Source organism: Bacillus clarus (assembly GCF_000746925.1).
In the GTDB taxonomy this organism is placed as follows: domain Bacteria; phylum Bacillota; class Bacilli; order Bacillales; family Bacillaceae_G; genus Bacillus_A; species Bacillus_A clarus.
Genome location: NZ_JMQC01000008.1, coordinates 349460 through 370530, shown reverse-complemented (window position 1 = coordinate 370530; position 21071 = coordinate 349460). Strand labels below are relative to the sequence as shown.

Here is a 21071-nt window from a genome sequence, read left to right as displayed (position 1 = left end):
TATGTTTTATTCCGATATTAAAAGATAACACTATGCACGTCGATATAACGTCATTACCTGTGTATTTCCCCCGAATATGAACAACGGGTAGTGACGTCATATGGGCGTCTGGCATATACGTCCTAAAACTCTTGATTTCTACCGATGTATCCCCCACGTCGGTATTGCGTAATTGAAACCAATTGCGTAATACGGGCGTGGGACTCACCCAAGCTCGAATAATAACGAAGGAGTTGTTTCAATGGGTATTAGAGAAACGTTAAAAAAGCGTGAGGAACAACGAGAAGCAAATCAAAACGGAGGTAATAACGATTTTCCAGAAGGCGTAACGAGATACGTACGAATGGGAAAACACGGTGAAGTAAACGCAGAAGGTAGAACTTTCATCTTACTTGCGGAACCAGACGAATGGTATTTCTACTTCGTACACGAAGATAAAACATTCGATGGTAAACGTACGATCCACCAATTCCGAAAACATTCGTGCTTACACTCACCGAAAGAAACAAACGCAGACATTACGCAATACTTCAAGCCAGGTAAAACGGAATGCCCGTCATGCAAAGTCGGAGCGAAACGTAAGATGTACGCAATGATTCCTGTGTACGACTTGGAATACGGTACTTACCGTGTGATCGATACGGCTGAATTTCATATCAACAACATAATCGCCGACTACGACAAAGCCGAAAAGATGGGCCGTAAATTTAATCCGAAATATTCATTAGTAGGTGAAGCGGTGCACGTTAAGCAAGTCGATAAATCTTATTCGCTTGAGTCAGGTGAGGCAACGGATGAGCAAGTCGAAAAAGCGAAAACGTTTATTGGTACGGAATTTGGTTACGAAGACTTAGCAAATTTCCGTGAGGAAAGCGATGTAATTGCATTGTTACAAGATGCGGAAGATGAAGCGATTGATAAATCGAAGTTACCAGGTACGACAAAATCAGGTAACAACGAAGGTACGCCAATCGAAATTATTGAAGATGAGCTTCCGTTTTAAGGGAAGTTCCAGAAAGGGGAGCGCATATGGCACACGAAACAACAGTTAAGGGCGGTTGCTCGGAATTACGAGTAGCCCTCGCGCTCTTAAACCTCGGTTGGGAAGTAGCGAATTCGTTCATCCCGGAGGTTTACGACTTAGTAGCGCGTGATCCGATTAATAAACAGTGGTACACGATACAGGTAAAAACGATTCGAGTGCGTTCTGACCGCGACGATGCGTTAGTGGTACGTGCTACGAAAGGTAACGGAGAGGCTTATACGAAAGATGATTGCGACTATATCGCAGGAGTCGAAGGTGACCGAGTATTCATGTTTGAGTGTAATGGACAACGTGAGTATTGGGCGACGGAAACTAGTGCGAGTCAGCGTTGGGTTGAGTTAACGGCGGTAACTAATAATGAAGAAAACGGGGAGGACGAATAATATGGCAAAGTTGAATAACGTGAAAGTGGTTAATGAAAATACGGTGGAATATGACGGGTTTGTTTACGGATTAGTTACAGGCGATGCGCAGTTAAATGATTTAGTTAAGGCAGCAGATTACGAATTAGATGTAACGGAAGGCGCGTTTTATCTAATTACGGGCATTGATAGTGATAGTGATATAGAATTTTACGATGATGCGAACGATGGAAATCTATTCTTTAAAGGGCATCATCCAGTATTCCGTAAATCACACGCAATCACTAACGACAAACTAGCCGACGCGGAAGGCGTAGTTACAATCACTTTACCTGACGGAACTAAACTCGAGGGTACTCCGTCTGACTTAGCCTCGGTTACTCGTAGTATGAAGGCGTTGCAGGCGGAACAGTCAGCAATGGTGGAAATGCCGGAAGAGGCGGTTGAAGTAGAGGACGCAAGTGAGCCAGTAGCAGAGCGTTTACAGGTCGGAAATTATGCGAAGGTAATCAAAGAAGGCACACATTCATGTAAAGTCGGTGATATCGTGAAGATTTTCCATGATGATAAAGATGATCAACCATTCGAATGCGAGGATTTACAAAGTGGTGAATTACTATATCCATGGTTTTTCGAGTATGAGCTAGTACGTGCCACAGAAGCTGAAGTACAAGCGGTGGCTGAACCGAAAGAAGAGCCGTTAAAAGTCGGTGATTATGCGAGGTTAATTAGTACAAACTTTAATACGAATGCAGGCTTAAACGAGATTGTCATCATTAACGTTGTTGACAAGACGTTGATTCCTTATGGAATTAAAAACTTAAATGGTGAAGAAATCGGATGGGCACCTAAAGATCATTTAGTAAAAGCAACCGACGCCGAAGTGCTTGAAGCTAAACAAACGTTATTGAAAGAAGGCGGTTTTGCGAGAGTTATTAGTAATGATAATACAACGAGTTACTGTGGAGCACACGACTATGAGGCTGGTACTGTTATCAAACTAACATGGTACGATGCGAATGACAACACGTTTAAAACTACGTACCTAAATGGTGATAAACCTGACGCGCCTTGGGTACATCGCAATGACCTCGAACCACTTACGGCAGAAGAAGCAGAACACATCGAACGTGAAGCCGAGGAAGAAAAGAAAGCGAAAGCGGAGCGAACTAAGTGGACGGCTATCGGTCGTGAGGTTGGTGAGATTAAGAAAGGTGATATCGTACGAACAACAACCGTTGATGGAAGTGTTAACCCTATAGGTACCATCGGTTACGCACGACGAAATGGTACGGTGGAAAGTTGTTCAACAGTAGCGTTAAACGGGGATACAGGCAATTGGTCGAGCGTAGAACTTATCGTCCCAGTAGAACAACTCTTCGATACGGTAGGTTAATAGTGTGCGAGTTTGCGAGAATTGTAGCGCCGTACTCAACCGTAAAGAATTTATTTATGACGATCGCGAAGGCAACGCGTTTTGCGATAAACGTTGTTTCGAAGAGTGGGCGGACGATCACTACTATGTAGCAGTAGAGTTTTATTACCGATTAAATTGTAAGGAAACGGGGCGGTAAATATGACGCCAAAGTTAACGTTGAACTTAAAAATACCAGGTGCTGAAGCCGTTGAGGAAACGAAGGCACGAGTAGCAAAAGCGGTCGAACGAAAGGCAAAGGCGACCGAAACGATGGAAGACGCGTGGCAACGGATTCTATCGATGAAGAACAACGAGTCTGATAGGCAGAGACTTGCGGAAGTAAAAGAAGCGATGACGAAGGGCGAAGTTGGTCGTAGCCCTTCCGACCTCGCTAAACGTTTTAGTAAGGCGGAAGCTTTACGGTTATGGAAAGTATTACATGAGCGAAAACGAGACGATAAGATACGTGAGATGGTGTTGGCTACACCGAATAATTACGTATTAGTTACCGATGGCAAGGTACTAAAGCAAATGTTAGACGATATGAAAACGTCTGATTTAGTCGGATTTGACTGTGAGACTTTCGGAGAGGATAACGGAGCATTAGACCCGTGGAAAGGTGAAGTCGCTGGTTTTTCGCTATCAACGAGAACCCACAACTACTATGTACCGTTGAATCACGAAGAAGGCCCGAATTTAAGCGAAGAGGTTCTATTACAATATGTTAAACCTGTATTAGAGCAAGTGAAAACCGTAATGCACAACGCACCTTTCGACTGTAAATGGTTTATGCAGCGTTATGGAATTAACTTAATCGATAACTTACACGCGGACACAAGGATAATGGCGATGGCGTTAGACGAAAATCGAAATCACCGACTAAAAGATTTAATAACGGATTGGTTACGTCAACCAAGTGATAACTTCGATGAGTTATTCGGTAAAACTCCGTTTAATAAGATTCCGTTAGATGTGGCGTTAGTTTACGCAGCGGGTGATACGGAGAAAACCTTGAAACTTTACGACTGGATTATGGAGTGGTTTGACAAACGAGAGGATTTACAAGAAATCAAGTCACTCGTTTTTAACATAGAGATGCCGGTATGTATGCAGTTTATTAAGTCGGATTTGATTGGTATCAATTTCGACGAAGAAAAAGCGAATGTATTAGACGAACAACTGGCAGAAGAGGAAGCGCAAATACAGCGTGAGATATACGAATTATTCGACGAAGAAATTAACTTAGGTTCACCGGTTCAATTAAAGAAAAAGTTATTCGTAGATTTAAAGTTACCGGATATAGAAAATGGATCAACTGGCGTAAAAGCATTGAAGAAGTTGAAAGGGAAACATCCCGTAATTTCTAAGATTCTCGATTATCGAGGCGTCAGCAAACTACGCGAAGCATTTACACAGAAATTACCGAAAGAAATTAAACACGATAATAAAATTCATCCGTGGCATAACACGTACGGAGCGGCAACAGGACGGTTCACATGCAAATCGCCAAACACCCAGCAAATACCGGCAAAGCGTCCTGAAATACGCCACCTGTTTACATCGAGTGCAGGTAAAATACTCGTTTCTATAGATTACTCGCAAATTGAGCTGAGAGTATTAGCGCATATGGCTGAGGAACCGGAACTAATAAAGGCGTTCAAAGAAGGACGCGACATCCACTCTACGACGGCAGCGATGATTAGTAATAGTAAATACACGTATGAAGATATTGAAACTAACAAAGATACAGACGGCTCACCTGAGCAGAAATTCCGTAAGCAAGCTAAGGTAGTTAACTTCGGCATTGTATACGGAATGAGTGATAAAGGTTTAGCTGATACGTTAGGCATTACGAGAACCGAAGCGCAAACAATCATTGATAACTACTTCAAAGGTTACAAAGGGATTCAACGATATATGGACGAGCAGAAACTATTAGCTCGCAAGCAAGGTTACATTATAGATATTTTCGGTAGGAAACGTCGGTTACACACCGAGTACAAATCGAAGGACCGTTTCTTACATTTCCGTGCAGATCGTATGGCTGGTAACTTTCCGATTCAAGCGTCAGCCGGTTCGATTTTGAAGAAAGCAATTGTAAATTTACAGAATGTTTTACCGAAACACAACGTAGATATTTTACTTCAAGTACATGACGAATTGTTATTCGAGTGTCCGAGAGATATTTCGAAGGAAGCGCTATTCGAATTAAAAACTACGATGGAAAACGCAGTTAAGTTATTAGTTCCCGTCAGATGTGACGTTGAGATAAATCCAGAACGATGGTTAGAGAAAGTAAGTATCGAATCATGGTTTAACGAAGAGGAGGAAACGGAATGAAAATTAAAATAAACACAGACCATTACGAAGAATTTAGGGATTACGGATATTTGATAATTGACGGAGTAAAGTACAAACAACATGACGAGTTATCTTCGGACATGGACGATGATGGTCGTCGGGAGCTTTATGTTTTAAAACGAGAAACTGACGGTAAGTTCTTCATGTTCGATATTTACTACGTGCGTTACGGCTACGAAGACTACGGATTTGATAAACACTGCCAATCGAATGATATCCAAGAGGTTGAAGAAGATCAGGTTACTATTACGAAATGGATTTCTGTTAAGGAGGACGTAAATGATTAACCTATCCGAAGTATCAACGAAAGAACTAAGCGAAGAATTAGAGCGACGACAAGGCGTAATCACTGTCCAAGTCGAGCCTTACGAAAAGATAGAGGTCGGAGGAATCGTAGTTAGCGGTCCGGCAGTCGTTTTAATAAATCAGGACTAAATAAAGCTACTTAGAACCCCGTTATGTATAAGTGAGTCGTCGGGATAAGTAGCTTTATGTAAGAAACGTATTAATGTAAAACTTTCCATGGGTCTGGTTGAGGACTAATTGATCCTGACATCTTCTGAAGCCCGATTGCTACTAAACGTTTTGTAATTTCGCCACCAACAGAACCGTTAGCACGAGCTGTAGAATCTGCTCCTAACTGAACGCCTAGTTCATGTGCTACTTGTTGAGAGATTGGACCTATTGGATCTATTGGGCCTTTTGGGTTTTTATAAGGACCGTCGTCACTTGGTCTAGTGCTAATGATATTCATGAAATCACCGCCTTTCTACTATTAGAATTCATTTCAGATTCTTTTTTATACGAGGGAATAATTGGATATAAAACGGTGATTAATTACTTAAACAATATCAATATTTGAGGGGAGTCGATAATTTGAGTAGAAACGCAGCGCAATTACTACGTCAAAACACGCAAGCTAATGTCGCTTATGAAATCGCAGAGGAATTTCGTCAGTTTCTTGAAACATGGCATTCTTATTCGGAGCCTTACGATACTCCGTTGGATATGTGGCTCCACGAAAGCTATGCGAAAGTATTAAGTAAAGGCGGTTACTTAGATTATCGAAGTCTACCGTATTTCTCTCCTTCCTCGGCGAATAGTTGTCCGAGGGAGCTTTACGAAAAGGCGTTACGAAGCCCACGAGATCAAGCCGAAGTGAAACCGTGGCAGAGAAGATGGCGATTTATCGGAACTAATATCGGCGATGCAATCCAACGTGATATTTTACTAGCAGAACGACATTACGAGAAGTTCACCGGTGAGAAACCACGTTTTAAATTTGAACGGACGAAAGACGGTTATCCATCGTTTGAGGATTTTGTAAAAACGAGAAAAGTAATCGAACATAACGATCAACACTTTTCATTAATCGGTACATGTGACGGCATACTTGAATACACCGACGCACATGGCGTAGTTACTCGTGTCGGGCTCGAAATTAAATCGAAGCAGACAACTTATAGTAAAACTTCCGAATATTCTTTGCGCGAACCTGGCGCCGACCACGTCAAACAAGTTACATGCTACTCGTTAATGTACGACTTGGACTATTACATCGTGCTTTACATGAACGCATCGAAGAAAACATGGAATATGAACGAAGAGGATTATGCGAAGTATCCGGATTTCAGAGCGTTTGGTGTTGCGATAACGGATGAAATGCGCAACGAAGTGTTAGACAAGTTTGCTAGTATCGTAGCGGCGGTTAAGGCGAAACAACCTCCGAAACTAGATATCGAACATTGGACCTTTAACAATTACAAATCGGCGTGTGCGCAGTCGTTAAGTGACGAAGAATATGAGGAAATCAAAACGCAAGTCAGTCGAGTAAAACGTTCGAATTTATCAGATACGAAGAAAGCTCCGTATATTGAGGCGTTGGAGTTTATCGAGAGGGTGAGGGAGAATGAAGTCGTTTAAAGGTGAGGTTAAATGGTTAGGACATATTGTTAATGACGATGGAAATGAGTTTTATAAACAAGTAGCCGAACGTGTAGAAGATATGTCTGATCTATACTGTGAAATTCAATATGCACCTCAGATGCAACCAAACGGTAAAGTCCTTTATTGTGCATTTATTATCGGGAGATCACGTCATGACCAGACGTAAAAAAGCCTTCCGTACACTGGCAATCGATACATCACTCGGTTGTCCAGGCATTGCGGTAATCGATGTAATCAACGGTAAACCTAAACTAATCGACGTATCGCATGTTAAAACGAAATCAACCGAACCAATCGCATTACGTACGCAGATCATCGAAGCGTGGGCGCTACTTTTCATACGAAAGTACGCTCCCTTCGACTTGATAGTACGCGAAGGCTTTTCGAGCAAAATAGCGTACACGAATTACACGGTTTTCAGTGCCTGGAATGCGGTAGATAGAGCGCTTAATTCGTTCGGCTTAAAAGTCGATGATAGTATCGGACAGGCCTCTGTTAAAAAGAAACTACTTGGCAAGGGGCGAGCGGAGAAGGAAGAGGTCGAAGCTGGCGTGAGGCAGTACGTTGAGTGGGGCGAGTTTAAGACGAGTGATGAAAGCGATGCGTGTGCGATAGGGTTAGCGTATTTACTTGATAAAGGAATCATTGAGGAGGTCACTAAATGAAATACGTACTTCATCGACTAGGAATCAAGTTTTCACCGTCGTTAACGTTTAAAGGTGTTGGACCATTTCCAATTCGATTTGCACGTAAACGTTTTGAACAATTAGAAAGACGTTTAGAAGAATTCTTACGTAAGCAAAGGGAGGACGTGGAATGAAAAGATTCTTAATAGAAATATCTGGCGAAGTAACTAAAGGTGATATCTCAGACGCATTATACCACGGATTGGAAAGAAATGAAGTTGATTGGACGTCATACAATGTTTTAGAAGTGGAGAATGAGGAGGCTTCCCAATGACCGACAAGTTAAATGAGCTATTCGCATTACAATCCGAGTTAGATAATCGAATCATCTCCGAAAGAAACATCGATAAGTCACTTGATGAATGGGTCGTAGGCATCACGCTTGCGATGGAAAGTGAGATTGACGAAATCAGACGTGAAGTAAATTGGAAGTGGTGGAAGAACGATAAACCAATCGATAAAGAAGCGTTACAAGGCGAAGTAATCGACATGTGGTATTTCTTGATTAGCCTATCGCTTAAATGCGATTTATCAGCCGAAGATGTATACCGTATTTACTTAGAGAAGAATCGAGAGAATCACGCAAGACAGGACGGTACGTCGTCTAAGGAAGGTTACTATGTAGGAATCGACTTGGCTAACGGTAAAGATTGGTCAGGATATCCGAAGCAACTCGAATTTGATTTCGAAAAGGGAGGCGTTAAGTGATGGACGTTAAGTTACTAGCACATACGCAATTATCTAACGAATTCTTTGACACTAAAGAGGTGGCTGAATTATCAGACTCGATAACAAGCGGGCAAGCCGTAGCACTATCCGCAGTCCGCACGTGTTACTCCGCAAACAAACCGTCAGAAATTGTCGCTAAAGAAGGTGTTAAATACTTCGGCAACAAAGCAACGGACGGAGGGAAAGGTGCGGAAGCTGATCGCTTAATGCGCCATATCATAGCGAGCAAACATACGTCGACCTTGGAACACATAACATTTACGTTTGCTATCGAAGGTGTAAGCCGTGCATTGTTGGCGCAACTTACTCGTCATCGTGTCGGATTCAGTTTTTCGATACAGTCGCAGAGATATGTGCGCTTTGGTAGCGACGATAAGTCAGGTGGATTTGATTACGTAACTCCGAAAAGTATTGAAGAAAACGAAAAGATATTCGATATGACATTACTTGATGATACGAAAGCTAAGCGAAAGCCGCAATTTTTCTACGAAGATGCAATGAAAGTTGTGCAGTATTGCTACGATACCCTTCGTGAAATGGGAATTCCCGCAGAAGATGCGAGAATGGTATTGCCGCAAGCAGCAACTACGAATCTAGTTATGACGGTGAATTTACGTAGCTTACTCGATTTCTATGCTAAACGTAGGAAAGGAAACGGAGCACAAGCCGAAATCGCAGAGTTAGCGGAGAATCTACGAAAAGAAGTCGTTAAAGTAGAGCCGTGGGTAGACGAGTTTTTCGAGGGAGGTAAATAAATGACGTTATTAGCGTGGATCAGCTTGGTAATTAACGTAATCATTGTACTAGTAATGCTCGATACAGATGATTCAGAAAAGAGCACTATGATTTTTTGGTTAGTAATCCAATTTCCTACATTATTATTTATCGTTTTATATCTAATCGGTTAATTAACTAAGGAGGGCGTTAATATGGCAGAAGTAACTAAAATCGAAAGTAAAGACGGTAATATCTACGAGGTTAACGGAAAAAGATATGGTGAGTTATCGAAAGAGCCGGCGGTTGGAGATACGGTGTTAATAGTTGATAAAGACCGCGGAAGTATTGGCTATGAAGAAGGAAAAACTTACGAAGTAGCGGACACATATAGTGATGGATGTATTGATATTTTAGATGACGATAATGATACTAGCTATGTCCTTGGATTGGAATTCGTAATCGTTGAAGCATGTGAAAGTGAAGCACCGGAGCCTCGACCTTCTGTACTCGATGTACTCGACGATATTAAAACGAAAGTAACTCGTTTAGAAGAACGCACAGAAGAAAACCACCGTAATATCTTAACGTTCTCACAAATGGCTGAATCCGCACGTAGTGACGCATCGAAAGCGATTGGCGGTGTAAACGCCCTAGACGAACAGTTAGAGTTAGTGCGAGAAGATATCGTATTCCTTGACGAGAAAGTATCAGCGTTAGAGGGAGTCAAACCGCAGCAAAACATCACGATTAATATCAACGTACTAGACATCCAATCAGCTAAAACAATTGTTGAGTCCTTTACGATGGAGCGTGAGTAATTTGTTATGTAACGCTAAGAAAATCGCTATTACAGGCAAAGCCCGAAGTGGTAAGACGGAGTTATCTCATTACGCCTGGATGTTATACGGTTTCAAAGAATTCGACTACTCAGCGGTATTAAAGGACGAGTTCCATCGACTATTTCCGCATATCCCACGCGACCCGAAACCACGAGCTTACTATCAGAAGTTCGGACAATGGTTACGTGAGATTGATCCGGATATTTGGGTAAAGATGACGATGGGAAAGGTACACGAAGATTGTTTCGAAGATGCGTTAAATAAAGTGAATTATAAGCCGAAAGTATTAGTAAACGGAGTAAGACAGCCGAATGAATATCAACGTTTACGGGACGAAGGTTTTATAATTATCCGAGTAAACGCATCGGATGACTTACGTATTGGTAGGGCACGTAGCGCGGGTGATGTGTTTACCGAGGCTGACCTGGCACATGAAACGGAAAGTCATATCGATACTTTCGAAGTAGATTACGAGGTTAATAATAACGGCGAGTTAATTCAACTGTACGATCAGTTTGACGCGATTATGCTGGATATAGGAGTGCAGTCGGTTAGTAATAAGGAAATTATGGTGGATGCTTTTAGCGATTTGAAGTCGGTTACATAATTTGAGCCAAAAGGTACCCACCATAATTAGTAGGTGTAGCTGTTAACAGACTCCGCAGTAATAACAACAGCTTGCAGCACTTCCTCCACTTCTCCTACATTGGCGGTAACATTCCCAACCGTCATTCATTCCGCCACCATAGGTATGAAACGGAGATAGGTTTGAACTGTAAGGTGTTGCTTGATTTAAGCTGTAAGGTACTGCGGGTGCTTGATGAGTGGTTGGTATTAGGTAAGGATAGGTAGGAACTAAAGTGGGTGGGTTACACCAGAAATAGCAATATTCATAATCGTGATGTGCTTGACAAGACTCCATACAAGTTGGACGACGAAACATGTATATCACTCCTTGGTTTAAATTAACTATTTTATAGTCTATTGAATTCCACGTCAATTAGGTGATTGTCTTTTCGTAAATAGGTAGTATGACTATTATTACAAAAATTGAATAGATGTTGTGGAGATTGAGAATCTCAATTGTATATAGACGTGTAAGGCAAAAGATAAGGGGGAATCAAAATGACCAACGTAATCATTTACATAAAGAATGCATGCCCAAACTGCGAACAAGTAAAGTGGGTGCTAAACGCCGCAGGAGTAACTTATGAAACTCGTAATATCGACGAGGATAATACACACGCTGCCTAGATGGCGGACAAAGGGTATATGAGCGCACCTGTAACCGTATTTCCTAGCGGTAAGGAATTGGTCGGATTTGATATGGGCGAGTTTGCAAATGAACTAGGTTTGTAGGAGGCGATGCAATGAAACGTTATTACTTACCGGAAATGGACGTTTTCAATCGATATGAACCGAGAGTATGTAACAGATTAATTGCCGGATATCACCAGAAATTAGCATCAAAACACCGTTATTTTGTACGTCATCAATTATCGAAGGAACGGCCTTTCTATACTGACGCTGATTTATCGGAAATGATTTCCGTATTGGATGATATCGAAATAATTAACTGTGAATGGACCGCTAAATATTGGAATGAAACTCCTTGGAATTATTTCGTTACTAGCGGAAAGGTGTACGAAGGTTACAAGGATATGGATGCTATCCCATTTGCGCGGGGTTATAGCGGCGACGATGTAGGCAAACGAACTGATGACGGCTTTTACTTTAAATACTTCAACAGTAATAATTGCGCGTACTGGCGTGATAGAACCTCAGAAGTACCGACCTGGCATTTAAGATACGGGAACCAATACGTGAATTTACGTAATGATGTTTTCTACGTTGGTATTTTTGGAAGTACAAAAGAGGTAAAAAGCGCACCATCCGATTTGGTTTTACCGTTGTTAAAGCAAATGAATGCTAAGAAGTGGCGAGGATTTTATGACGACGAGATCGACTTTATTTTAGAACAGACGGGTATTGAGCGGAGGTTGATATAACGTGAAAGTAACAAATTTAGAAGAATGTCAACCGAGGTTTATAGCGTTTTGCAAAGCGCACAACTTATCCGAAGGCGGCGAGTGGTACATGGCGTGGATTGGGAACAAGGCGAATGAGTTTCGTAGATTGCATGGTTTAAAGAATTGGGATTCGTTAGGTAAGTTAGTGAACGGACATGTACGATTTACGAAATACTTACAAAAAGGAGCGTGAGTAAATGGGCGTAAGCAAATACGACAACGAAGCGGCACATCGTCGCATTGAACACAACTACGCATTGGACAACCCGAAATCAATTGACTTATTACTACGGCACTTACCGTATATGCAAGAGCGTAGGTTTAACGGCGATTACGCTGCATCGGATGTACTAATGGATATGGAGACGGCAATCTCACAAGCGGACTTGACGGATAGGCAGCGTCAAGTCTTGCGGTTAGTATATTTCGAGGATATGAAACAGCGAGACGTGGCAATCTCGCTTGGGATAACGGCACCGACGGTTAATTTGTATAAGCGTTTATTAGCGCAAAAGATAGCGGCAGTGTTTGAACGATGGGCCTGGGAAGACGAAGGTTATAAATTAACGGTGGTTAAAGTGAAAAACGATGTAATTGATGAAATGGAGGCGGCTTAATATGACGTTAGAATTAAATCGTATTTATAACATGGATTGTATCGAAGGAATGAAAAAGCTGGATGATAACTCGGTAGACTTAATCGTAACTGATCCGCCTTACCTAATTAATTACAAAACAAATTACCGTAAGGATAAATCGCACGATTTCTGCAGTCCGATTGCTAACGATACAAATGAGTCGGTTATTAGAGAATATATAGAAGAGTGTTACCGAATAATGAAGGAAGACACAGCGATGTATATGTTCTGCAGCTTTGATAAGGTAGATTTCTTTAAACGAGAGTTAGAGAAACATTTCAAAGTGAAGAATATGATTATTTGGAAAAAGAATAATTGGACGGCTGGTGACTTGCAGGCACAGTTCGGAAAACAATATGAGATTATCTTTCTCGTAAACAAAGGACGGAAAAAATTTAACGGTAAACGAGTCACTGACGTTTGGGAATTTAATAGGATGGCGGGAAAGAAACAAGTACACCAAAACCAGAAACCGTTGGATTTAATAGAGCAATGTATCGTCAAACATTCGAATGAAGGTGACGTAGTTTTTGACGGGTTTATGGGTTCCGGTACTACTGCAGTAGCTTGCGTAAATACTAATCGTAATTTCATCGGATTCGAACTCGAGTCGGAATACGTAAAAATCGCCAACGAACGCTTACAACAGCTAACGGAAAGTGAAGGTGCTGCAGTATGACGCAATATACATTCGATATCAATGGAGATTACAAAACGCAGTTCGAAACGTACGTAAATACGCTAATTACCACTCACCGAGCCGGCTCTAAAGAGAGCCAGGAGGCGATTAGTAATAGGAATACCCGTGCGAAGGAAATTAAATCGCTCACAGACGCTTATGTGGGAACGGTGGGAGAGCGTCCAGAACCGAAACAACTCGAAAGATTAGCAGATTTGTTGCTATACGAAGAGTTGCACGATACGCATCCCGACAAGATGGTGTTAGCAGAATATCCGATTATGAGCGATCATCAGTTGTCGAGGAGGCACAGCGGCGAAGTATCGATGAAAGTAGCGGAGGAATATGGAGTTGACCGACGAAATTACAAGCCTCCAGTTCGTAGGAAGCGTACGAGAAAAGAAACGTGGAAAATCGATAGGGAAGCGAAGTCTTTTAATAAAGAACGTCAAAGGAAGTATTGGGAGTTTACAAGGATGCAGATGGTAAGAAGTTATGTATTAACCAACGAGGATGGCCGCTAATCTAGCGGTCTTTTTCATATGTTTTGTTTTTGACCTATATAATAAACTATATTTCTCAAACCAAAGACTAAAAGGAAATGTTTACAAAAATATGGTACAATTTAACGTGGTAATAGAAATGTAAATGAATTTTATTTTAAAACATTTAATGAAAAGGTAGGTATTATATGAGTAGTCAGCATAATTCTAAGATAACTAGTATTATTGAAGAATCTATAATTGTATTTGATACATGTGCTTTATTGAATGTTTATAGATATTCTCTGTTAAGTAGTAAAAGAATACTAAATTATATAAAGAAGTATGAAGAAAAGATGTGGATTCCTTCTCAAGTAAGAAAAGAATTCTATAAAAATAAAGGAAATGTACGAAGTATAAATTTGTATAAGAATTTAGATAAACAGTTAACTAAACATGTAGAAACAAAAAGAGATGAACTTTTGGTACAACTTTCTGAGTACGAAAAGAAACGTTTTCCTAAATTTACGGAACTAAAGAGTCAACTTGAAGAAAAGTTTGCAGAAATGGTTACGATAACAAAAGAGTATAAGAATGAGGTAGTTGAAGAAACTGGTGTTTACAAAGAGTTCATCGAAGAGGTTGATGCATTTTTAGATTCTCTTTTAAAAAGTGATAAAGTAGGAGAAGTGGTAGACTTCGTCTCTTTAATGAAAATCATAAAAGAGGGTGAATTACGATATAAATATAATCTTCCTCCAGGATTTAAAGACGCTGATAAAAATGAGGGAATAGATAAATTTGGTGATTTAATTCTTTGGAAAGAGATAATTAAAAGAGCAGGAGAAATATCTGAAAAGAATATTATATTTGTAACAAGTGATACAAAGTCGGACTGGTTCTTTAAAAATAAGCACAATGAAATTATGAATCCTCGTGAAGAATTGATGTCTGAATTTAAACATCATCATTTAGAAAAGGAAATAATAATAATTCCGTTTGAAGATTATATAGCAGAAATTTCAGACCCTGCTGATTCATCTGATAAAGACTTATTATTAGAACTTCGTATGAATAATCTAGTTAAAAGATTATCATACGAAGTTTTTAGTGAAATGGTAGATGATAAAATAGAATCACTTGATATCGAGGATTTACGAAAGAAAATGAACAGTAATTTAGATGGTGATCAACGTATCTATATTGATTCAATTAATGAAATTGATGAGTACGAAATTGTAAATATTACAGTAAATACAAATGGTATTGAAACAAATAACGATAAAATAGTATACTCTGTAAATGCAATTGCAGAATGTCAATTTGAAACAATCTCATATTCTCCAGGGATGATGTCTTATGGTACTTTATATGCCGATATAATAATAGGAATTGAACTAACGAGAAAGTTAACGGATAGTGAAGTTGTATTTATTAAGGATTTCAAAGAAAATGCAGATACGGTGGCTAAGGTAACTCATTTTATTACCGATAATGAGGAATTTATTTGGGGGAATGATTTCGATTTATACGAAAAAGATGATGTAACAAATGATGATTATTATACACGATGTGCAAATTGTGGAGAAGGTATAAATCATGCAAATGATGCTGGGAATGGATTTTGTATTCATTGTCCCGAATAGGAAAAATAATTGTTATAGGGAGAAGGGAAGACTGCTGAAAAAGTGGTCTTTTTTTGTAAAATAATCCAATTCATTTCATTAAACCACTTTACATATGTTAATAGGTTTGGTATAATATAAGTATAAGGAGGTGAGGAAATGCTAGACGATATGATAAAAGTTCTTCAGATTATCTACTTCATCGTTTCAATCGCTTGGATTGCCGCTCAAGCTTCGAAAAAAGACGACGAGTAAGATAACCGAAGAACTCCTCAAGGGAAGCGAGTTGGTCGCTCGCTTCTCAATAAAATTATAACACGTCTAGTTACAAAATGAAAAAGAATAACAAAACGTTCATCTTTTCGTTAATATTAGCGTGCTTCGCCGTTATTGGAATCCGTCAAATGTGGCAGAATACATTTACCGATATACTAGCGGTGATCGCGATAGTAATAACGAGTATAGTCGTCGCTAAGGATTTAATGGGAGGTATACGCAAGTGAAGTATAACTTAAATTCACGCCTGGAAGTCGAGGACTTCGTACGTAATGAAGTCCTTACGGCTCCTGAAGCTATCGAAATATTAGGTATTACGCGCGCTCGTATGAGTCAGTTAATTAAGCAAGGAAAAATTACGCCGGTGAAAAAGTTGGACAAGGTTAGTTTGTTTCTTCGAGTGGATGTCGAGGGAAAACGTAAGGAACTCGAGGCACTGCGAGAGAAGTATCGTCCGTATAATACGGCGAGGGAAGACGAATAGAGGCCGCCAGAGATGGCGGTTTATTTTTATTTCATACTTTATGGTTATTTCTGTTAAAATATAACATGTAGGCAGAGCACGGAGTATAATAGACCACGGAGGTATCTTAATGAGTACAGAAGAAAAAATAATCCGTATACCAATCAGTAGAAAACAGAGAAAAATTAATGAGCGTGGGAAAGGTTACGTAGAATGTGAAGTATCTAATAGATGGTTACAATTCCATGGGATTATTGAAGATTTAGAGTTAATTCCAGTAGATGTAATGACTGAGAATGAAGACGGCAAGGAAAGAAAGTTGTGCGAATTAATTCTAAAAAAGGAGGATATTCTTAGAGCAATAAATTTTGAAAAATGATCACGAAAGAAGCTTTGTTCACATATCGATAGAGAGGGAAAACGATTGAGACCGCCAGAGATGGTGGTTTTATTTGCTGTAAGCAACTCTATTAAATGATTTGTATTTATATTCTGAATATTTCCTCATTCAGACATCCTTTATTTGGTATAATTAGCAATATACTGAATGGAAGTAGGGGATTGTATGTCAGAGGTAACCAGAAGACCTAGATTAAGTAAGTTAGTAATCAAAAATTTCAGAGCCATTGGGAGTACTCCAGTAGAAATAGAATTAGATGATATTGTAGTGTTAGTAGGACCAAATAACGTAGGTAAAAGCTCTATACTAAGGGCTTATGAAGTAGTAATGAGTGATGGGTCAAAAAAAGGAGACCTTACTATGGATGATTTCCCAAATGGAGAAATCAATAGTAATGCTTTACCAGAAATTGAACTTCATACAGTCGTATATGACAATTTACCTGGAGCAAAATGGGTGGATAATAGAACGGGTGAAAACTTAGTTAGAGAGCGGTGGATTTGGAGCGCTCCGGGGAAACCAAAAAGAAATGGCTATAATACCGAAACGCAGGACTGGGCGGAAGATGGTGTTCCTTGGGGAGCAGCTAATGTAGCGAATTCTAGAAGACCATTACCACATAAGGTAGATGCTTTTTCAGACCCAGAAGATCAATCGAAAGCAATTGTTAAGTTACTATCCTCGATTATAGATGACAGGGTAAAATCTTTCAGGGCGCAAGAGAACAGTGAAGATGGAAGTTTAACAGAGTATCAAAAACTGATAGAACAAGTGAAAACTATTCAAAGTACTATTATAGAGGAATCACAAGACGAGATAAAAAGAGCGGAAGAAGGTATTTCAGAGTTATTAAAAGGAGTATTTCCTAATTATACAGTTACTTTTGATGCTCGCCCTGAGGAGGGTTTAGAAAAAAATATCAATTTATTCAAGGCTGGAGCAAAACTTTTGATGGGTCCCACTGACGGCTACCAGAGCACTATAGATAGACAAGGGAGTGGTGCACGAAGAACATTGCTTTGGGCTGCTTTAAGGTATGTCTCTGATACTACATCTCAAAACGACAGACCTCATGTATTATTGCTAGATGAACCAGAATTATGTTTACATCCTAGTGCTGTTAGAGAGGCTTGTAAAGTGTTATACGATCTTCCTGCAAGTGGAAATTGGCAAGTTATGGTAACGACGCATTCACCTCTGTTTATTGATGTATCTAGGGATAACACTACGATAATTAGGGTAGAGAGAATAGAAGGTGAAATACAGGGGACAACTGTTTTCAGACCTAATAAAGTACAGCTTGGAGAGGATGATAGACAGCGTTTAAAATTACTTAATGTATGTGATCCACATGTGACTGAATTCTTCTTCGGAGGTCATTCTATAATAGTTGAAGGAGATACTGAATATACAGCATTTAAGTACATAATCTCTCAAAACCCTGATGCATTTAAAGATGTGCACATTATCAGAGCGAGAGGTAAAGGAACTATAGTGTCTTTAGTGAAAATATTAAATCATTTTAATTCAAGATACTCAGTATTACATGATAGTGATTACCCATTATTAAGTAATGGCAATAGGAATCCAGCATGGTCTATCAATCAGAGTATTGTTGATGCAGTATATGAGCATGAAGATGTATCTAAAGTAAGGTTAATAGCTAATTTAAAGAATTTTGAGGCTGCGTATTTATCTAGAGAAGTTTCAGGAGAAAAGCCATATAACGCACTTATGGAATTAATGCAAGATTCAACTGTTTTTAATAGTGTAAAATCTCTTCTCGATGCATTAATTGATCATACTGCTACTACTCCGGTAGGTAGCTTAGAATGGCAAGATATTAGTACACTTAAAGCACATTATGAAGATTGGGAGATTGCAAATACTCAATAATGTCTTTGTTTTACTACTAACTTTATCCCCTTTAGTTATCTATACGTAATAGGGAAACGAATGAGACGGGTAAGCTCCGTCCACCCTTCGTATTTATAACGGAAGGGGAAAACGAAATGTCTACTTTAAGAATTATCGATGTAACTACCGGTGAAGACCGTACAAAAGAATATAGTTTAGTTAACCGTAAGCAAGCCGAAGGATATAAACGTGCTATCGAAAAGGAGCAATATCGTTTATTATCACGAGGTAAGAATTGGGTAGCGAGTTATCACGATCCTATCCGAGAAGTCATTACGGGATTAACATTAACAGAGGCAGGAGCGATCATAAAGCTCTTGCCTTTTTTGCGTTTTAAAAGCGACGGTAAACTAATTAAGGATGGTAAGCCGTTAAAACAAATGGACATTCAGCGTATCTTTAAGCGTGGCAAGGTCGCTACCACTAAGATACTAACTCGCTTAGAGGAGTTAAGTGTTATTCACGTATTAAAAGAAGGACGTAGCAACGTTTATTCTATTAGCGCTAACTTCCATACGATGGGCGACGTGAAGGGTGGCGAGCCATTTACGAAGCTCTATCAGGTAAAAACGCAAGAAATCGTAGCTGATCTCGATTTAAACGAAGTCGGTTTACTGTATAAGATTCTACCGTTCTTTCACTTTCAAACGTATTACTTATGTAGCAATCCGAATGAACAGGACGCTAAGGAAATCAAGCATCTTAATCGTGATGGACTTGCGAGTGAAATCGGACACGAGCCAGAAACAGTATCGAGATTAATGGTACATTTACGGAATGCTGGTGTCATTATGCAACAAAGAGCACACCGCTCAGAGACGTATCTAGTACATCCCGACATTATGTTCCGTAAAGATAGCGAAGATGAGTATACGAGAATCATTCGTAAACAGTTCGAGGAGTTAGCGAAACTACGTAAATAGGTATCGTTTTGACAACATAGGTGACCGAAATCGAACCTATCGAATTTCTCGTGTGACGAAAACGATACCTATTACCCCATAACGTGTGACGAAAACGATACCTATTACCCCATAACGTGTGACGAAAACGATACCTATTGAAATCGATTTGAGCCTTAGAGCCACAACGGTTAAAGGCGATTTTAAGAGGATTTCTTCTCTTTATCTTGTTGAAACGTAAATGATAACGTACTGATAACGAGTACGACTTTATTCGGACAAATAAAGATAAAACCTTGCGACTTCGGTTCCGGCTATCGCCTCCACTCGTCGCTACTATAATAATTATACTATCGATAATAGATACTTTATCGGTGAAGTAATAAAAGAGATAGTAGCAGACGGCTTTGGAGCGAAGCGGAAAAGGCAGATGCAAGGGGTTGAAGAATTTATTTTTATTTCTAATTAGGTTAATATATTTAATGTAATTTAGTTATTAATCTATTTTAGGAGTGAGAATAATGGGCAAAGAGGAACAAAGGAATTGGTTTAATGAAGTTGCAACTAGGGGACGTAATAAGCATTTTGTAGATAAATACTTTGAGACTATGGAAGAAGACTATAACAAGAAGTTAAAAGATAGGGAAATCCAAGATAAACTCAAAGATATCATTCAATACTGCAAACAACAAGATAACAATGAAGTAAAAGAATTTGCTAATAGCATCGTAGAGAAAATAAAGCCATTAATTAAAACAAAATAATATACTGACGTCTCTTATATAGAGGCGTTTTTATTTTGCGTAGAAAGGAGGACGTAATACATGGCGTTAAAACGATTAAACACGGAACATTTAACCGCTATTAAATGGTTAGCGTTACCGAATAAAGGCGGTAAGACAAACGATGAGATCGCTGCACTATGCGGTGTATCTAGACAGTCGATTCATAACTGGCGTAAAGACCCATTATTCGAACGAGAGCTAAAGAAGGAAATGGTACAGAATAGTCAGGATAAGTTACCAGAGTTAATCGCCTCACTATCCGAGATTGCTATACGTGATGGCAACGCAGCTATGGCGAAGTTAGCGTTACAGATTAACGGAATGCTTACCGATAAGGTAGAGGTAGAGACGAAGGTTAAGACAGGCGAGATTAACTACGAGGAATTAGACGAAGAGATTGCATCGTTTGCGGAACGGATTGATGAGGACGTAAAGTAGCCGATTATATTACGACTATATAATAGGAAGAAACTAGTCAGGATATTATGCGGTAATTCTTTACGGAGGTTTACCGTAGGTCAGTCGCTCGCTCTAGACGGACGTGCCCTCGAAACTTTTCGTACTGTTTATGCACGTTCTTATGCAATGTATATCGATGTAATAAACGTTACAAACGTTGATATAACGTATGCATAAAATAACTATCGATAAAATAACGAAATAAAAACGTATAAACGTTGATATAATAACGTTTTGAATCGTAATTGAATGTAACAAAAGATGATTCTGTTACATTGGATATTCGGAAAAATGTATGAAATATACGGAATG

General features: G+C 39.6%; 29 protein-coding genes and 1 pseudogene. 29 read left to right on the top strand and 1 reads right to left on the bottom strand.

Translation table 11 applies throughout. The features are described 5' to 3' along the window. Window positions 1-241: 241 nt before the first annotated feature. The 6 genes from DJ93_RS02635 to DJ93_RS02610 all read left to right on the top strand — a co-directional run bounded on the left by DJ93_RS02635 (window position 242) and on the right by DJ93_RS02610 (window position 5620). Window positions 242-1003, top strand: coding sequence for a hypothetical protein (locus tag DJ93_RS02635; protein ID WP_042979065.1), 762 nt, complete (start codon window positions 242-244; stop codon window positions 1001-1003). 197 nt (window positions 1004-1200) lie between these two features. Beyond that, window positions 1201-1428, top strand: coding sequence for a hypothetical protein (locus tag DJ93_RS33605; protein WP_241484252.1), 228 nt, complete (start codon window positions 1201-1203; stop codon window positions 1426-1428). A 1-nt stretch (window position 1429) separates the two neighbouring features. After that, complete coding sequence (locus DJ93_RS02625) at window positions 1430-2803, top strand: hypothetical protein (protein WP_042979063.1); 1374 nt, start codon at window positions 1430-1432, stop codon at window positions 2801-2803. Window positions 2804-2983: 180 nt separating this feature from the next. Beyond that, a complete protein-coding gene (locus DJ93_RS02620) occupies window positions 2984-5164 on the top strand; it encodes a DNA polymerase (protein ID WP_042979062.1) in 2181 nt (726 codons plus the stop codon). After that, complete coding sequence (locus tag DJ93_RS02615) at window positions 5161-5472, top strand: hypothetical protein (protein ID WP_042979061.1); 312 nt, start codon at window positions 5161-5163, stop codon at window positions 5470-5472. Before DJ93_RS02620 ends, DJ93_RS02615 begins: the two co-directional genes overlap by 4 nt. Then, on the top strand, window positions 5465-5620 hold the full coding sequence (locus DJ93_RS02610; protein WP_042979060.1) for a BC1881 family protein: 156 nt from the start codon (window positions 5465-5467) through the stop codon (window positions 5618-5620). The genes DJ93_RS02615 and DJ93_RS02610 overlap by 8 nt, the downstream gene beginning before the upstream one ends. Before the next feature lie 70 nt (window positions 5621-5690). Here DJ93_RS02610 and DJ93_RS02605 read toward each other — a convergent pair whose 3' ends face one another. Next, window positions 5691-5939 carry an alpha/beta-type small acid-soluble spore protein gene (locus DJ93_RS02605; RefSeq protein WP_042979059.1) on the bottom strand — a complete coding sequence of 83 codons (249 nt, stop codon included), beginning with the start codon at window positions 5937-5939 and terminating at the stop codon, window positions 5691-5693. 122 nt (window positions 5940-6061) lie between these two features. Here DJ93_RS02605 and DJ93_RS02600 point away from each other — a divergent pair, with 122 nt between their 5' ends. The 23 genes and pseudogenes from DJ93_RS02600 to DJ93_RS02505 all read left to right on the top strand — a co-directional run bounded on the left by DJ93_RS02600 (window position 6062) and on the right by DJ93_RS02505 (window position 20738). Further along, complete coding sequence (locus DJ93_RS02600) at window positions 6062-7108, top strand: hypothetical protein (protein ID WP_080743322.1); 1047 nt, start codon at window positions 6062-6064, stop codon at window positions 7106-7108. Further along, window positions 7095-7298 (top strand): hypothetical protein, encoded by a 204-nt coding sequence (locus DJ93_RS02595; protein ID WP_042979057.1) that lies wholly within the window; start codon window positions 7095-7097, stop codon window positions 7296-7298. Before DJ93_RS02600 ends, DJ93_RS02595 begins: the two co-directional genes overlap by 14 nt. After that, window positions 7285-7797 (top strand): crossover junction endodeoxyribonuclease RuvC, encoded by a 513-nt coding sequence (locus DJ93_RS02590; RefSeq protein WP_042979056.1) that lies wholly within the window; start codon window positions 7285-7287, stop codon window positions 7795-7797. The genes DJ93_RS02595 and DJ93_RS02590 overlap by 14 nt, the downstream gene beginning before the upstream one ends. Further along, complete coding sequence (locus tag DJ93_RS33080) at window positions 7794-7952, top strand: hypothetical protein (protein WP_016125058.1); 159 nt, start codon at window positions 7794-7796, stop codon at window positions 7950-7952. Before DJ93_RS02590 ends, DJ93_RS33080 begins: the two co-directional genes overlap by 4 nt. Further along, window positions 7949-8092: a hypothetical protein gene (locus tag DJ93_RS33075; protein WP_180228502.1), complete on the top strand. Its 144-nt coding sequence runs from the start codon at window positions 7949-7951 to the stop codon at window positions 8090-8092. The genes DJ93_RS33080 and DJ93_RS33075 overlap by 4 nt, the downstream gene beginning before the upstream one ends. Continuing rightward, window positions 8089-8526 (top strand): dUTPase, encoded by a 438-nt coding sequence (locus DJ93_RS02585; RefSeq protein WP_042979055.1) that lies wholly within the window; start codon window positions 8089-8091, stop codon window positions 8524-8526. The genes DJ93_RS33075 and DJ93_RS02585 overlap by 4 nt, the downstream gene beginning before the upstream one ends. Then, on the top strand, window positions 8526-9302 hold the full coding sequence (gene thyX / locus DJ93_RS02580) for an FAD-dependent thymidylate synthase (RefSeq protein ID WP_042979054.1): 777 nt from the start codon (window positions 8526-8528) through the stop codon (window positions 9300-9302). The genes DJ93_RS02585 and thyX overlap by 1 nt, the downstream gene beginning before the upstream one ends. Then, entirely contained in the window at window positions 9303-9455 is a 153-nt protein-coding gene (locus DJ93_RS32775; protein ID WP_161785244.1) for a hypothetical protein, read from the top strand. It begins immediately after the preceding gene. Between the two features lie 21 nt (window positions 9456-9476). Further along, entirely contained in the window at window positions 9477-10082 is a 606-nt protein-coding gene (locus tag DJ93_RS33600; RefSeq protein WP_042979053.1) for a hypothetical protein, read from the top strand. A 1-nt stretch (window position 10083) separates the two neighbouring features. Further along, on the top strand, window positions 10084-10710 hold the full coding sequence (locus DJ93_RS02570) for a DEAD/DEAH box helicase family protein (protein WP_042979052.1): 627 nt from the start codon (window positions 10084-10086) through the stop codon (window positions 10708-10710). Window positions 10711-11228: 518 nt separating this feature from the next. Further along, window positions 11229-11462, top strand: a pseudogene (locus tag DJ93_RS02565) (glutaredoxin family protein). An 11-nt stretch (window positions 11463-11473) separates the two neighbouring features. After that, complete coding sequence (locus DJ93_RS02560) at window positions 11474-12112, top strand: hypothetical protein (protein WP_042979051.1); 639 nt, start codon at window positions 11474-11476, stop codon at window positions 12110-12112. A gap of 1 nt (window position 12113) precedes the next feature. Beyond that, window positions 12114-12326 (top strand): hypothetical protein, encoded by a 213-nt coding sequence (locus tag DJ93_RS02555; RefSeq protein WP_042979050.1) that lies wholly within the window; start codon window positions 12114-12116, stop codon window positions 12324-12326. Window positions 12327-12330: 4 nt separating this feature from the next. After that, window positions 12331-12750 (top strand): sigma factor-like helix-turn-helix DNA-binding protein, encoded by a 420-nt coding sequence (locus DJ93_RS02550; RefSeq protein ID WP_042979049.1) that lies wholly within the window; start codon window positions 12331-12333, stop codon window positions 12748-12750. Window position 12751: 1 nt separating this feature from the next. Beyond that, the gene (locus DJ93_RS02545) at window positions 12752-13450 is read left to right on the top strand and encodes a DNA-methyltransferase (RefSeq protein WP_042979048.1); all 699 of its coding nucleotides are present in this window, start codon (window positions 12752-12754) and stop codon (window positions 13448-13450) included. A gap of 170 nt (window positions 13451-13620) precedes the next feature. Then, complete coding sequence (locus DJ93_RS02540) at window positions 13621-13974, top strand: hypothetical protein (protein WP_241484248.1); 354 nt, start codon at window positions 13621-13623, stop codon at window positions 13972-13974. Window positions 13975-14141: 167 nt separating this feature from the next. After that, window positions 14142-15578 carry a PIN-like domain-containing protein gene (locus DJ93_RS02535; RefSeq protein ID WP_042979046.1) on the top strand — a complete coding sequence of 479 codons (1437 nt, stop codon included), beginning with the start codon at window positions 14142-14144 and terminating at the stop codon, window positions 15576-15578. A 478-nt stretch (window positions 15579-16056) separates the two neighbouring features. Continuing rightward, on the top strand, window positions 16057-16317 hold the full coding sequence (locus DJ93_RS02530; RefSeq protein ID WP_042979045.1) for a helix-turn-helix domain-containing protein: 261 nt from the start codon (window positions 16057-16059) through the stop codon (window positions 16315-16317). Window positions 16318-16426: 109 nt separating this feature from the next. Then, window positions 16427-16675 (top strand): hypothetical protein, encoded by a 249-nt coding sequence (locus DJ93_RS02525; RefSeq protein ID WP_042979044.1) that lies wholly within the window; start codon window positions 16427-16429, stop codon window positions 16673-16675. Between the two features lie 186 nt (window positions 16676-16861). Next, window positions 16862-18592, top strand: a complete 1731-nt coding sequence (locus DJ93_RS02520) for an ATP-dependent nuclease (protein ID WP_196777060.1) — start codon at window positions 16862-16864, stop codon at window positions 18590-18592. Between the two features lie 116 nt (window positions 18593-18708). Then, the gene (locus DJ93_RS02515) at window positions 18709-19536 is read left to right on the top strand and encodes a hypothetical protein (RefSeq protein WP_042979043.1); all 828 of its coding nucleotides are present in this window, start codon (window positions 18709-18711) and stop codon (window positions 19534-19536) included. Between the two features lie 500 nt (window positions 19537-20036). After that, window positions 20037-20279, top strand: coding sequence for a hypothetical protein (locus tag DJ93_RS02510; protein ID WP_042979042.1), 243 nt, complete (start codon window positions 20037-20039; stop codon window positions 20277-20279). 60 nt (window positions 20280-20339) lie between these two features. Beyond that, window positions 20340-20738, top strand: coding sequence for a phBC6A51 family helix-turn-helix protein (locus DJ93_RS02505; protein ID WP_042979041.1), 399 nt, complete (start codon window positions 20340-20342; stop codon window positions 20736-20738). Window positions 20739-21071 lie beyond the last annotated feature (333 nt).